Source organism: Streptomyces sp. NBC_00212, assembly GCF_045206365.1.
In the GTDB taxonomy this organism is placed as follows: domain Bacteria; phylum Actinomycetota; class Actinomycetes; order Streptomycetales; family Streptomycetaceae; genus Streptomyces.
Window position 1 is genome coordinate 6949711 of record NZ_CP108115.1, and the last position, 13868, is coordinate 6963578.

Annotated in this window: 14 protein-coding genes; 12 read left to right on the forward strand and 2 right to left on the reverse strand. The window is 69.2% G+C overall.

Features of this window, described 5'->3' with window-relative positions; all coding sequences use genetic code 11:
- Positions 1 to 89: 89 nt before the first annotated feature.
- Entirely contained in the window at positions 90 to 671 is a 582-nt protein-coding gene (locus tag OHA17_RS31635) for a hypothetical protein (protein ID WP_406509366.1), read from the forward strand.
- 32 nt (positions 672 to 703) lie between these two features.
- On the opposite strand, the gene OHA17_RS31640 is transcribed toward OHA17_RS31635, so the two are convergent.
- On the reverse strand, positions 704 to 982 hold the full coding sequence (locus tag OHA17_RS31640; RefSeq protein ID WP_406509367.1) for a ferredoxin: 279 nt from the start codon (positions 980 to 982) through the stop codon (positions 704 to 706).
- Between the two features lie 240 nt (positions 983 to 1222).
- On the opposite strand from OHA17_RS31640, the gene arc reads away from it, so the two are divergent.
- From arc to prcA, 6 genes are all read left to right on the forward strand, one after another.
- Positions 1223 to 2989: a proteasome ATPase gene (arc, locus tag OHA17_RS31645; protein WP_053723538.1), complete on the forward strand. Its 1767-nt coding sequence runs from the start codon at positions 1223 to 1225 to the stop codon at positions 2987 to 2989.
- 234 nt (positions 2990 to 3223) lie between these two features.
- Complete coding sequence (gene dop, locus OHA17_RS31650; protein ID WP_053723503.1) at positions 3224 to 4735, forward strand: depupylase/deamidase Dop; 1512 nt, start codon at positions 3224 to 3226, stop codon at positions 4733 to 4735.
- Between the two features lie 120 nt (positions 4736 to 4855).
- Complete coding sequence (locus OHA17_RS31655) at positions 4856 to 5074, forward strand: ubiquitin-like protein Pup (protein ID WP_016325855.1); 219 nt, start codon at positions 4856 to 4858, stop codon at positions 5072 to 5074.
- Between the two features lie 44 nt (positions 5075 to 5118).
- Complete coding sequence (locus OHA17_RS31660; RefSeq protein WP_406509368.1) at positions 5119 to 5730, forward strand: endonuclease VII domain-containing protein; 612 nt, start codon at positions 5119 to 5121, stop codon at positions 5728 to 5730.
- Positions 5682 to 6527: a proteasome subunit beta gene (prcB, locus tag OHA17_RS31665; RefSeq protein WP_053723505.1), complete on the forward strand. Its 846-nt coding sequence runs from the start codon at positions 5682 to 5684 to the stop codon at positions 6525 to 6527. The genes OHA17_RS31660 and prcB overlap by 49 nt, the downstream gene beginning before the upstream one ends.
- Before the next feature lie 55 nt (positions 6528 to 6582).
- Positions 6583 to 7341: a proteasome subunit alpha gene (gene prcA, locus OHA17_RS31670; protein ID WP_398877440.1), complete on the forward strand. Its 759-nt coding sequence runs from the start codon at positions 6583 to 6585 to the stop codon at positions 7339 to 7341.
- 36 nt (positions 7342 to 7377) lie between these two features.
- On the opposite strand, the gene OHA17_RS31675 is transcribed toward prcA, so the two are convergent.
- Entirely contained in the window at positions 7378 to 8400 is a 1023-nt protein-coding gene (locus OHA17_RS31675; RefSeq protein ID WP_406510862.1) for a LacI family DNA-binding transcriptional regulator, read from the reverse strand.
- Positions 8401 to 8575: 175 nt separating this feature from the next.
- Between OHA17_RS31675 and OHA17_RS31680 the strand changes: the two genes are divergently transcribed.
- The 5 genes from OHA17_RS31680 to OHA17_RS31700 all read left to right on the forward strand — a co-directional run bounded on the left by OHA17_RS31680 (position 8576) and on the right by OHA17_RS31700 (position 13862).
- Positions 8576 to 9835: an MFS transporter gene (locus OHA17_RS31680; protein ID WP_406509369.1), complete on the forward strand. Its 1260-nt coding sequence runs from the start codon at positions 8576 to 8578 to the stop codon at positions 9833 to 9835.
- Between the two features lie 9 nt (positions 9836 to 9844).
- Positions 9845 to 11206 carry a Pup--protein ligase gene (gene pafA, locus OHA17_RS31685; RefSeq protein WP_406509370.1) on the forward strand — a complete coding sequence of 454 codons (1362 nt, stop codon included), beginning with the start codon at positions 9845 to 9847 and terminating at the stop codon, positions 11204 to 11206.
- Positions 11207 to 11341: 135 nt separating this feature from the next.
- A complete protein-coding gene (locus OHA17_RS31690) occupies positions 11342 to 12352 on the forward strand; it encodes an FKBP-type peptidyl-prolyl cis-trans isomerase (protein ID WP_406509371.1) in 1011 nt (336 codons plus the stop codon).
- A 40-nt stretch (positions 12353 to 12392) separates the two neighbouring features.
- Positions 12393 to 12764, forward strand: coding sequence for an FKBP-type peptidyl-prolyl cis-trans isomerase (locus OHA17_RS31695; protein ID WP_406509372.1), 372 nt, complete (start codon positions 12393 to 12395; stop codon positions 12762 to 12764).
- A gap of 147 nt (positions 12765 to 12911) precedes the next feature.
- Positions 12912 to 13862, forward strand: a complete 951-nt coding sequence (locus OHA17_RS31700) for a helix-turn-helix transcriptional regulator (protein ID WP_398877446.1) — start codon at positions 12912 to 12914, stop codon at positions 13860 to 13862.
- Positions 13863 to 13868 lie beyond the last annotated feature (6 nt).

The window sequence follows — 13868 nt, forward strand, 5'->3', positions numbered from 1 at the left end:
GTTGCCCCGGTATTCCGCCCACCTGTGACGTGTGGCACGATGCTGGCCACCCCCACCACTCGCACCGCCCTTCACAGGAGACCTCCCGCGTGCAGACTGCCGCCGTCCCTGAGCTCGCGCACACCCACGCCCGCCCCGTGCACTGGATCGCCACCGCGACCGCGATGGCCGCCGTGGTCGCGATCGCGGGCTTCCTGCAGCCGGACGCCGCCAAGGCCTCCCAGACACCCGGCGAGCGAAGCACCACCCCCCTCACGACGGCGGCCGCCCCCGACACGGGCGCGGTCACCTTCCCGCTCGACTGCGGAAGCATCGGCACAGTGGTGGAGAAGAAGGCCTCGGGCGACCTCGACGGCGACGGCGTCCCCGAGACCGTCGCGGTCGTGCACTGCAACGCCGGCGGCGGCACCCCGCCCAGCGGCATCTACGTCCTGACGAAGCCGGTCGTGAAGGGGGCCCCGCCGCGCGTGGTGGCGACGCTGCTGGACCCCAAGGGGAAGCAGACCGTCGCCGACTTCGACGTACGGGACGGGGCGGTGGCGGCGACCCTGCTCGGGTACTCCTCCGACGACGTGCCCCGCTTCGAGCCGGATGTACGCCAGGAGGTCAAGTGGCGCTGGCAGGGCGGCAAGTTCGTCCGCTCGACCGGCGCCGCCGCGACGGGCGTCTGAGCGGCCCCGAGTAGCACCGGGTCACCCTCCGCTCACTCCGCGTCGGGACCGTACACCTCGACGCTGTCCGAAACCCGGCGTACGTGAATGCAGTCGCCCGGGCACTCCTTCGCGGAGTCCACGACGTCCTGGAGCAGCGGCAGCGGTACGGGTGTTGTGGCCCTGGGCGCCTGCAGCAACTCGTCCTCGGAACTCTTCACATACGCAAGCCCGTCGATGTCCAGCTCGAAGACCTCGGGGGCGTACTGGACGCAGATGCCGTCGCCGGTGCACAGGTCCTGGTCGATCCAGACTTCGAGCGCCTCGTTCATGTGCCTGCCGTTCCTGCGCGAGTGAATCAATCGGTGCCAGCCCTGACGGGTGTTGACGCCATCGACGATAACAACCGCCCGCTTTCCGATGTTGATGGGTGGGTATTCCCCTGGCGTGAGGGAGAGCGCAAGGGTGAAGATCAGACACACCTCAGAGTCTTTGTGATCTAGGGGTTTCAATCACCACCAGCCCAGGTAGGGTCAGGAAGCGTCCAGCTCCCCTTGGAGGAGGTGAGGACCGTGGCAGCCCACGACGACGACATCAACCGCGGCATCCGGCCCGGGCGGGGGTCTGAGGACCCAGCCGGCCAGGTTGCCTATCTAGAGCAGGAAATCGCCGTCCTGCGACGTAAGCTCGCCGACTCGCCGCGTCATACGAGGATTCTCGAAGAGCGGATCGTCGAGCTGCAGACCAGTCTGGCGGGCGTGTCCGCGCAGAACGAGCGGCTCGCCAACACGCTCCGCGAGGCCCGCGACCAGATCGTGGCCCTCAAGGAGGAGGTCGACCGGCTCGCGCAGCCGCCGGCCGGCTTCGGAGTCTTCCTGCAGTCCAACGAGGACGGCACCGCCGACATCTTCACCGGGGGCCGCAAGCTCCGGGTGAACGTCAGCCCCAGCGTCGAGCTCGACGACCTGAGGCGCGGCCAGGAAGTCATGCTCAACGAAGCACTCAACGTGGTCGAGGCCATGGAGTTCGAGCGCGCCGGGGACATCGTCACCCTCAAGGAGATCCTGGAGGACGGCGAGCGCGCCCTGGTGGTCGGGCACACCGACGAGGAACGGGTGGTGAGGCTCGCCGAGCCGCTCCTGGACATCACCATCCGCCCCGGCGATGCGCTCCTGCTGGAACCCAGGTCCGGCTACGTCTACGAAGTGGTGCCGAAGAGCGAGGTCGAGGAACTCGTCCTCGAAGAGGTCCCGGACGTCGACTACGACAAGATCGGCGGTCTGGGCAACCAGATCGAGCTGATCCGCGACGCGGTCGAACTCCCCTACCTCTACCCCGACCTCTTCAAGGAGCACGAACTGCGGCCGCCGAAGGGCATCCTGCTCTACGGCCCGCCGGGATGCGGCAAGACGCTGATCGCGAAGGCGGTCGCCAACTCCCTTGCCAAGAAGGTCGCCGAGGTGACCGGCCAACCCGCGGGGAAGAGCTACTTCCTCAACATCAAGGGCCCCGAGCTCCTCAACAAGTACGTCGGCGAGACCGAGCGGCACATCCGCCTCGTCTTCCAGCGTGCGCGGGAGAAGGCGAGCGAGGGCACCCCCGTCATCGTCTTCTTCGACGAGATGGAATCCCTCTTCCGCACCCGCGGATCCGGCGTCAGCTCGGACGTGGAGAACACCATCGTTCCGCAGCTGCTCGCCGAGATCGACGGTGTGGAGGGCCTGGAGAACGTCATCGTCATCGGCGCCTCCAACCGCGAGGACATGATCGACCCCGCGATCCTGCGGCCCGGCCGGCTCGACGTGAAGATCAAGATCGAGCGTCCGGACGCGGAGGCCGCCAAGGACATCTTCGCCAAGTACCTCCGCTCCTCGCTGCCGCTGCACGCCGACGACCTCGCCGAACACGGCGGGGACGCGGACGGCACCACCCACGCGATGATCCAGTCCGTGGTGGAGCAGATGTACGCGGAGACCGAGGAGAACCGCTTCCTCGAAGTCACCTACGCCAACGGTGACAAGGAAGTCCTGTACTTCAAGGACTTCAACTCCGGCGCCATGATCCAGAACATCGTGGACCGGGCCAAGAAGATGGCCATCAAGGCCTTCCTCGACCAGAACCAGAAGGGCCTTCGGATCTCCCACCTCCTCCAGGCTTGCGTGGACGAGTTCAAGGAGAACGAGGACCTGCCGAACACCACCAACCCGGACGACTGGGCCAGGATTTCCGGAAAGAAGGGCGAGCGGATCGTATTCATCCGCACCCTCGTCACCGGAAAGCAGGGCGCGGACACCGGACGCTCCATCGACACGGTGGCCAACACCGGTCAGTACCTGTAAAAGGCAGGCCGGCTGCGGGTGCCCGGGCGGGCATCCGCAGCCGACTGCTTTTCAGGCCACAAGCAGGGCAACAGCAATGACGGAATTGATCTCCCCACCAGCGCAAAGGCGTTCTAGGCTCTTCGGTACCGCCGAGTCGCGCAGTGCGGGGACGGGCACCGCACACGCACCGGAGAACCAGCGGTACTTGAGCGCCGCTCCCGCGGGGGAGCGCCGCCGGGCAAGGAGGGCCGCATGACCGTACGGCGAGTAATGGGCATCGAGACGGAGTACGGGATCTCCGTCCCCGGCCACCCCAACGCCAATGCCATGCTCACCTCGTCCCAGATCGTCAACGCCTACGCGGCGGCGATGCACCGGGCGCGCCGCGCCCGCTGGGACTTCGAGGAGGAGAACCCGCTGCGGGACGCCCGCGGCTTCGACCTCGCCCGCGAGGCCGCAGACTCAAGCCAGTTGACCGACGAGGACATCGGCCTCGCCAACGTCATCCTCACCAACGGGGCGCGCCTTTACGTCGACCACGCGCACCCCGAGTACAGCTCACCCGAAGTCACCAACCCGCGCGACGCCGTCCTGTGGGACAAGGCCGGCGAGCGCATCATGGCCGAGGCGGCCGAGCGCGCGGCCCAACTCCCCGGCGCCCAGCCGATCCACCTGTACAAGAACAACACCGACAACAAGGGCGCCTCGTACGGCACGCACGAGAACTACCTGATGAAGCGGGAGACCGCCTTCTCGGACATCGTGCGCCACCTGACCCCGTTCTTCGTCTCGCGCCAGGTCATCACCGGCGCCGGACGGGTGGGCATCGGCCAGGACGGCCACGAGCACGGCTTCCAGATCAGCCAGCGTGCCGACTACTTCGAGGTCGAGGTCGGCCTGGAGACGACCCTCAAGCGCCCGATCATCAACACCCGCGACGAGCCCCACGCGGACGCCGAGAAGTACCGCCGCCTGCACGTCATCATCGGCGACGCGAACCTCTCGGAGATCTCGACGTACCTCAAGCTGGGCACGACCTCACTGGTCCTGTCCATGATCGAGGAAGGGTTCATCAACGTCGACCTGGCCGTGGACCAGCCGGTCCGCACCCTCCACCAGGTCTCGCACGACCCCACCCTGCAACACCTGGTCACGCTCCGCAGCGGCCGCACGCTGACGGCCGTCCAGCTGCAGATGGAGTACTTCGAGCTGGCGCGCAAGTACGTCGAGGAGCGGTTCGGGGCGGACGCCGACGAGCAGACCAAGGACGTCCTGGTCCGCTGGGAGGACGTCCTGAACCGGCTGGAGAACGACCCGATGAGCCTGTCGGGCGAGCTCGACTGGATCGCCAAGCGCGAGCTGATGGAGGGCTACCGGCGCCGCGACGGCCTCGACTGGGACGCGGCCCGGCTGCACTTGGTGGACCTCCAGTACGCGGACGTACGGCCCGAGAAGGGTCTCTACAACCGTCTGGTGGCCCGCGGCAAGATGAAGCGCCTCCTGGACGATCCCGGCGTCCTGCGGGCGCAGACCAAGCCCCCAGAGGACACCAGGGCGTATTTCCGCGGCCGCTGCCTGGAGCAGTACGCGGACGACGTCGCGGCGGCCTCCTGGGACTCGGTGATCTTCGACCTGCCGGGCCGTGACTCGCTGCAGCGGGTGCCAACCCTGGAACCCCTACGCGGAACGCGTAATCACGTGAAGGCGCTGCTCGACCGGTGCCGCACGGCCGAAGATCTGGTGCGGGTGCTCTCAGGCGGCTGAAAGGCCGCAGGTGTGGGAAACACAGAGGTAGGCCCCGCACGTTCCACGAAGTGCGGGGCCGATGTCAGACCCTGCTTGTAGGGTCTGATCAAGGACATCGAACCGAGCGGGGTGAGGTAGATGGCGACCAAGGACACCGGCGGCGGCCAGCAGAAGGCGACGCGCTCCACCGAGGAGGTCGAGGAGCAGGCGCAGGACGCGCAGGCTTCGGAAGACCTCAAGGAGCGGCAGGAGAAGTTGTCGGACGACGTGGACTCGGTGCTGGACGAGATCGACGACGTCCTCGAGGAGAACGCCGAGGATTTCGTGCGCTCATTCGTGCAAAAAGGTGGACAGTAAAGGCTATCGCGCCGCTTTTCCCTTCGAATCGAAGGTGGCGGAGGATGAGGGTGGCTGGCGAATCGAACGCAAAGCAATGCAGGAAATGCACGCGAGATCGGCCTCTTGCTGCATTCGCGAGGGACAAGAATCGGCGTGACGGCCTGCAGGTGCACTGCCGGGAGTGCGTGGCGGAGTGCAGCGCCACGCACTACCGGCGTCGCCGGGAGGCCATGGGCAAGCCGGTTCGGGAACAGGTGGATGTCCCGGCTGGGCACAAGCTCTGTCGGACGTGTGGCGAGGCCAAACCTCACAGTGAATGGCATCGCAATGCGACCGCATCGGATGGTCTGTCGACCCGCTGCAAAGCGTGCAGGGCCGAGCGCGGGCGGCAGGACCACCTCAAGCGCCAGTACGGCATCACGGAAGCCGAACGCGACGGGTTGATTGCCTCTCAAGGGGGCGTCTGCTGCATATGTTTGTCTGCTCCGGCCGCGCATGTGGATCACTGCCACAAGACGGGTAAGGTCCGAGGCGTACTCTGCTTCAACTGCAATTCGGCCATCGGCAAGTTGGGAGACGACCCCAACACCGTCCGTCGGGCTGCCGCCTACTTGGAAGGAAACTCGTGGAAGCCAACACTCGTGGCACCGGGCGTCTACCAGCTGCCTTCCTGACGCCTGGCTCCTCCTCATTCATGGACTTCCTGTCCGAGCACTCGCCGGAGATGCTGCCCGGCAAGCGCGCCCTGCCGCCCGTGCAGGGTCACATCGAAGCGCCGCACGGCACGACGATCGTCGCGGCGACGTTCCCCGGCGGGGTCGTCCTGGCCGGCGACCGGCGGGCCACGATGGGCAACATGATCGCCCAGCGCGACATCGAGAAGGTCTTCCCGGCCGACGAGTACTCGGCGGTCGGCATCGCCGGCACCGCCGGCCTCGCGGTCGAGATGGTCAAGCTCTTCCAGCTGGAGCTGGAGCACTTCGAGAAGGTCGAAGGCGCCACGCTCTCCCTGGAGGGCAAGGCCAACCGGCTCTCCACGATGATCCGCAGCAACCTGGGCATGGCCATGCAGGGCCTCGCCGTGGTCCCGCTCTTCGCGGGCTACGACGTGGACCGCGAGAAGGGCCGGATCTTCTCCTACGACGTCACCGGCGGCCGGTCCGAGGAGCACGGCTTCGCCGCCACCGGCTCCGGCTCGATCTTCGCCCGGGGCTCCATGAAGAAGCTCTACCGCGACGATCTGACGGAGCAGGAGACGACCACGCTCGTCATCCAGGCGCTCTACGACGCCGCCGACGACGACTCGGCGACCGGCGGCCCGGACATGGCGCGCCGGATCTTCCCGATCGTCACCGTCATCACCGAGGACGGCTTCCGCAGGCTCACCGAGGCGGAGTCCTCCGAGCTCGCCCGCACCATCCTGGAACGGCGGCTGGAGCAGCCCGACGGCCCGCGGGCCTCCCTCCTCTGAGGCCCGAGCAGGCCCCGAGATGACTTCGCCACTGACAGAAAGGGACGGTTAGCCGGTGTCGACCCCGTTCTATGTCTCACCCCAGCAGGCCATGGCCGACCGTGCGGAGTACGCCCGCAAGGGCATCGCCCGCGGCCGCAGCCTGGTCGTGATCCAGTACGCCGACGGCATCGTGTTCGTCGGTGAGAACCCGTCCCGCGCGCTGCACAAGTTCAGCGAGATCTACGACCGGATCGGCTTCGCGGCCGCCGGCAAGTACAACGAGTACGAGAACCTCCGCATCGGCGGCGTCCGTTACGCGGATCTGCGCGGATACACCTACGACCGCGACGACGTGACGGCCCGTGGGCTCGCCAACGTCTACGCGCAGACTCTGGGCACCATCTTCTCCAGTGTCGGCGAGAAGCCGTACGAGGTGGAGCTGGTCGTCGCCGAGGTCGGCAGCACGCCCGAAGAGGACCAGATCTACCGGCTGCCGCACGACGGCTCGATCGTGGACGAGCACGGCTCGGTCGCGGTCGGCGGCAACGCCGAACAGATCAGCACGTTCCTGGACCAGCGCCACCAGGACGGCATGTCGCTCGCCGAGGCGCTGAGGCTGGCCGTGCAGGCCTTGTCGAACCAGACGAACGGCGCGGACCGGGAGATCCCCGCCGAGCGCCTTGAGGTCGCGGTCCTCGACCGGACGCGGCCGCAGCAGCGGAAGTTCAAGCGGATCGTCGGCCGTCAGCTCTCCCGGCTGCTCCAGGCGGATGTGGCCAAGACGGAGCCCACCGAGGCCCCCTCGGACCTGGAGGAGGCGGAGGACGAGTAGTCCCCCCCCCGCTGCCTCACGCGCCCCGGTTCCGCCTCAGGTGGGCCGGGGCGCGGCCGTTGAGCCCCGTACCGCCAGTGAGACGGGCAGGTCCCCGGTCTCGGGCGGGCGCCCCTCCAGGACGGCGAGCAGCGCGGCCATGCCGCGGGCGCCGACCTGCTCGGCGGGCAGCGCGAGCGTGGTGAGCTCCGGCTCAAGGGCGGTGGCGAGGGTGAGGCCGTCGAACCCGGTGACCGACACGTCGTCGGGGATGCGAAGGCCGAGCCGGTGGGCCGCCTTGCAGGCGCCCGCGGCCAGGAAGTCGTCGTCGCAGACCAGCGCCGTCGGGCGCGGGCCGGCGGCGCGCAGGGCCTGCTCGGCGGCCTCCCGCCCGGAGTCCACGCCGAGCGCCGCCCGGACCGTACGCAGTTCGGCGCCCGGCACCCCGGCGAGCGCGTCCGTCAGCGCGCGGGCGCGGACGACGAACGTCCAGGAGTCCACGTCGGCCGCGACGTGGACGAACCGGCGGTGGCCGAGCCCGAGCAGATGCTCCGTCAGGCGCCGTACGCCGTCGGCGATGTCGAGGTTGACGTGGGCCGCGGGCCCGGGCTCGTCGGGGTCGCTGTCGAGCATGACCAGCGGCAGGTCGCTGCCGCGGATCGAGGCGAGCGCGCCCGCCGCCATCGAGGAGGCGATGACCCCGTCGAGCGCGGTGCGCGCGGAGTCGAAGGGGTCGCGGGCCGGGCCGATGCCCTCGGGGGAGGGGTAGAGCACCACGCCGAAGCCGTGCTCGGCGGCGACCTTGGCCGCGCCCGCGTAGACCTGGGCGAAGAACTCGCTGGTCATGGCGGGCACGACGAGCAGCGCCGTCCTGGTGCGGCCGAGCCGCAGGCTGCGCGCGGCCAGGTTGGGGCGGTAGCCGAGCTCCCGTGCGGCCTCCCTGACCAGGCCCGCGGTCCGCTCCGAGACCCGGCCCCGCCACTTGTCGCCCAGGACCAGCGAGACGGTGGCCTGCGAGACGCCCGCCGCGCTCGCCACGTCCCTGCTGGTGGGCCGGGACCCGGCCGGCCGGCCGGACATCGCGGCGCGGGCGGCGCGCACCCCCGCGCGGGCCGCCGTCGGCGTGGACTCCGGGATGTCCGGGCTGGTCACAGGTCCTCCAGGGCGGCTGGTCGGCGGGTGCGGGGTAGACCCGCAGGCTTGCCACATGGTACGTATGACCTCGGAAGTTATACGTAACACGTGAGGAGTGGCCATGGCGGCGGGATACGCGGAGATCCTTCGGACCCGGCACGCCGCGCGGCTGCTCGCGGGCACGCTCACCGGCCGGCTGCCGAACGCGACCGCCGCGATCGCGGTCGTCTTCCTCGTGCGGGCCGAGGGCGGCAGCTACTCCCTCGCGGGCGCGCTGACCGCCGTGTACGGCCTGGCCACGGCCGTCGGCCAGCCGCTGCTCGGGCGCGCCGTCGACCTGTACGGACAGCCGCGCGTGATGCTCCCCGCCTCCGTCCTCGCGGCCCTCGGCATGGTCCTGCTCGCCGTCGTCGGCATCGAGCCGGTGGCCGTCGCGTACGCGGCCGTACTCGTCGCCGGGCTCGCCACTCCGCCCCTGGAGGGCGGTCTGCGCGCCCTGTGGCCCAGCGTCCTCAAGCGCGAGGACCAGGTGCACACCGCGTACGCCATGGACGCGATAGCCCAGGAGGTGATGTTCACGGTCGGCCCGCTGCTCGTCACCGTGTCCATCGCGCTCTGGTCGCCCGCCACCGCGCTGCTGCTCATCAACGCGCTCGGGGTGCTCGGCGCGCTCAGCGTCGTACTCTCCGAGCCGTCCAGGACCTGGCGTTCGGCGCCCCGCGAGGCGCACTGGCTCGGCGCACTGCGCTCGCCCGGACTCCTCGCGCTGCTCGGCTCCTTCTTCTTCGTCGGCCTCGCGCTCGGCGCCATCATCGTCGCCGCGTCCGCCTACGCCGACGACCACGGCAGCGACACGATCTACGGCTGGCTGATGACCGCCAACGGACTCGGCGCGCTGCTCGGCGGGCTCGTCTACGGGGCCCGGCAGTGGAGCGGGGCCCCCGAGAAGCGGCTGCGGATTCTGGTCGCGCTGCTCGCGGTCGGCTACCTGCCGCTGACGCTGGTCCCCGGCGTGCCCGCGATGGCCGCGCTCACCGTCGTCTCCGGCCTCTTCCTCGCGCCGTCCATCGCCTGCGCGTTCATCGTCGTCGACCGGCACGCCCCGCGCGGCACGGTCACCGAGGCGTTCTCCTGGCTGGTGACGGCGTTCGGCGTCGGCACCGCGCTCGGCACGGCGGCCGCGGGCCCGGCGGTCGAACTCGGCGGAACGGGCGCCAGTTTCGCGGTCGCGGGCGGCGGCGGCATCGCGGCCCTCGTCGTACTCCTGGCCACCCAGCGCGTCCTGGCAGCTCCCGGGCGTCGGCTTGATGTCGCCGGAGTTGACGAAAATGATCGAAACCGTGCCGTCGAACCCGGTTTCAGCTCAGGCCATCAGGCGTAATGTTCACTCATGGACCGCCGCATTTTCGGGCTGGAGAACGAGTACGGCGTCACGTGCACGTTCAGGGGACAGCGCCGACTGTCTCCTGACGAAGTGGCGCGCTACCTCTTCCGCCGTGTTGTGTCATGGGGCCGCAGCAGCAACGTCTTTCTGCGGAACGGCGCCCGCCTCTACCTGGACGTGGGATCGCATCCGGAATACGCAACTCCCGAATGCGACAACGTGACCGAACTGGTCACCCACGACAAAGCCGGCGAGCGCATTCTCGAAGGCCTGCTCGTCGACGCCGAACGCCGCCTGCACGAGGAGGGAATCGCGGGCGACGTCTATCTCTTCAAGAACAACACCGACTCGGCGGGAAACTCCTACGGATGCCACGAGAACTATCTCGTCGCCCGGCACGGAGAGTTCTCCCGGCTCGCGGACATCCTCATTCCGTTCCTCGTCACCCGCCAGTTGATCTGCGGCGCCGGCAAGGTGCTGCAGACCCCGCGCGGCGCGGTCTACTGCGTCAGCCAGCGCGCCGAACACATCTGGGAGGGCGTCAGCTCCGCCACCACCCGCTCGCGCCCCATCATCAACACCCGGGACGAGCCGCACGCGGACGCCGAGCGCTACCGGCGCCTGCACGTCATCGTCGGCGACTCCAACATGTCCGAGACGACCATGCTGTTGAAGGTCGGCGCCACCGACCTCGTCCTGCGCATGATCGAAGCCGGTACGGTCATGCGCGACCTCACCCTGGAGAACCCGATCCGAGCCATCCGCGAGGTCTCGCACGACCTCACGGGCCAGCGCAAGGTGCGCCTGGCCAGCGGGCGCGAGGCCTCCGCCCTCGAAGTGCAGCGCGAGTACTACGAGAAGGCCGTGGACTTCGTGGAGCGCCGCGGCATCCGCACCGGCACCGTCGACCAGGTCCTCGAACTGTGGGGCCGCACCCTGGACGCGATCGAGGCCGAGGACCTCGACCGGATCGGCACCGAGATCGACTGGGTCATGAAGTACAAGCTCATCGAGCGGTACCGGGCCAAGAACAACATGACCATGTCGCACCCGCGCGTCGCGCAGATAGACCTCGCCTACCACGACATCCACCGCCGGCGGGGCCTGTACTACCTCCTGGAGCGCAAGGGCCAGGCGGCCAGGATCTGCAACGACCTGAAGATCTTCGAGGGCAAGTCGGTGCCCCCGCAGACCACCAGGGCCCGCCTGCGCGGCGACTTCATCCGCCGTGCCCAGGAGCAGCGCCGGGACTTCACCGTCGACTGGGTGCACCTGAAGCTCAACGACCAGGCGCAGCGCACCGTGTTGTGCAAGGACCCGTTCCGGTCGGTGGACGACCGGGTGGAGAAGCTGATCGCCGGTATGTGAGACGGCATCAGTGGTCGTGACCGGGGCCCCGTGCGCTGTTGCGTGCGGGGCCCCCGGGCATGCCGGACCCTTGTGGTACCGGAGTGGGGCCGTAGAGTGGCGGCTCCGACCGTTCCAGCTACCCCGAGGACCACTGTGCGACGCCGACTTGCTGCCGCGCTCATCGTGCCGGCCTTGATGCTCACCGCGGCCTGCGGAGGAGGTGACGACTCGGCGAAGAAGAAGGACGCGTCCGCCTCCCCCTCCGGCCAGGCGTCCCAGCCCGCCGCTCCCAAGCCGGTGTCCGACGCCTCGCCGATGCCCACCGTCGCGGGCGACCTGGGCAAGAAGCCCACGATCACCATCCCCAAGGGCGACCCGAGCGGGAAGTTCGTCGTCAAGACGCTGACCGCGGGCACCGGCCCCGAGGTCAAGAAGGACGACCTCGCGGTGACGAAGTACACCGGGAAGATCTGGAAGAGCGGCAAGGACCTCGCCGGTTCCTACGACAAGGACGGCGTGCCCCAGGTCATCCCGGCCGGCTCGCAGACCTACATCCCCGCGTTCAGCGAGGCGGTGCTCGGCCAGAAGGTCGGCGCCCGCGTCCTGGTCGTCGCCCCGCCGTCCGCCGCGTTCGGCGCCGCGGGCAAGCAGGAGCTCGGCGTCTCCGGTACCGACAACCTGGTCTTCGTCCTCGACGTCGACAGCGTGATGCCGAAGAAGGTCGAGGGCACCCAGGCCGCCATCCCGTCCGACCTGCCGCAGATCAAGGCGGACAAGGACGAGGCGGCCACGATCACGGTCCCCAAGAACGACCCGCCGAAGAAGCTCGTCGACCAGGTCCTCATCGAGGGCAAGGGCGCCGAGGTCAAGAGCGGCCAGACCGTCTACATGCAGTACAGCGGCGCCACCTGGAAGCCCAACGAGGGCCTGCCTCAGGCGAAGCTGTTCGACACGTCCTGGAAGACCGGCGCCCCGTTCTCGACCGCGATCGGTCAGGGCCAGGTCATCGAGGGCTGGGACAAGGGTCTCGTCGGCAAGAAGGTCGGCAGCCGTGTCCTGCTGGTCATCCCGCCGGAGCAGGGCTACAAGGACAAGGCCCAGGGCGCGGACATCCCGGCCAACTCGACCCTGGTCTTCGTCGTGGACATCCTCGGAGCAGTGTAAGACTGTCCGGGTTGCCCATAGCGATAAGTAGGAGCATTACGTGAGCATCGACAAGCCCGAGATCGACTTCCCCGAGGGTCAGCCGCCGGCGGACCTGGAGATCAAGGAGATCTGGGAGGGCGACGGCGCCGTCGCCAAGGCCGGCGACTTCGTCAAGGTCCACTACGTCGGCGTGGCCTTCTCCACCGGCGAGGAGTTCGACGCCTCCTGGAACCGCGGCAACCCGCTGGAGTTCAAGCTGGGTGCCGGCCAGGTCATCTCCGGCTGGGACCAGGGCATCCAGGGCATGAAGGTCGGCGGCCGCCGCCGGCTGACCATCCCGGCCCACCTCGCCTACGGCGACCGCGGCGCCGGCGGCGCCATTGCCCCGGGCGAGACGCTGATCTTCGTCTGCGACCTGGTCTCCGTCTGAGACGCACCTCGATCAGTCCCGAGTGATCGGAGCTGATCAGACCGAGGGCCCATGCCTGCTGGCATGGGCCCTCGGCTTTTGCCCGGACAGCCGGGGGCGGTACGGTCAACGGTCGTAGCGCACAACGAGAGAGGGCGTAGGGCATCGATGGCGATTGCCAAGGCCGAGCGGCTGATGAACCTGGCGCTGTGTCTGCTCGGGACACGGCGCGCACTCAGCAAGCGGGAGCTGCGCGAGTCCATTGAGGCCTATCTCGAAGCCGGGTCCGACGACTCCTTCAACCGGATGTTCGAGCGGGACAAGGACGATCTGCGGGAGCTCGGCCTTGTCATCGAGACCGTCGAGAACCTCGACGGCGAGACCGGCTACCTCGCCCGCCGCGACAGCAACCGCCTGCCGCCGGTCCAGCTCGACGCCGAGGAGGCCGCGGCCCTCGGGCTCGCCGCCCGCGTCTGGCAGCAGGCCCGGCTCGCGGGCGCGGCCAGCGGAGCGCTCCAGAAGCTGCGCGCCGCCGGCATGCCGGAAGCCGACAATCCGTATGAGCACAGCGCCATCGAGCCGCGCATCCCGGTCCATGAGACGGCCTTCGAGCCGTTGATGCTGGCCTGCCGCGACCGGCGCCCCGTCGTCTTCGACTACCGCAAGGTCACCGCCGTACGCCCCGAGGCCCGGCACGTCGAGCCCTGGGGCCTGGAGTGCTGGCGCGGCCACTGGTACCTGGCCGGCTGGGACCGGGACCGGGGTGCCGAGCGGGTGTTCCGGCTCAGCCGCATCTCCGGCCGGGTCCGCTCCCGCGCGGCCGCCTTCACCGCGCCGGTGCCCGACGTCGTCACCGTGCGCGAGACGGTCGAGAGCTGGGCGGGGGAGACCGCGACCCGCTCGGCCAGGATCCGGCTGCGCGCCGGAGCCGGCTACCCGCTGCGCTCACGGGCCACCTCGACGCGGGAACTCGGCGACGGGTGGGACGAGTTGGAGATTCCGTACGGGCACGGGCTGGACGCCCACCTCGTGGAGTTCGGCCCCGACGTGGTCGTGCTGGAGCCCGCCGATCTGCGGGCCGACGTGATGGACCGGCTGCGCGCCGTGGCCAAGGGCTGAGGGGGA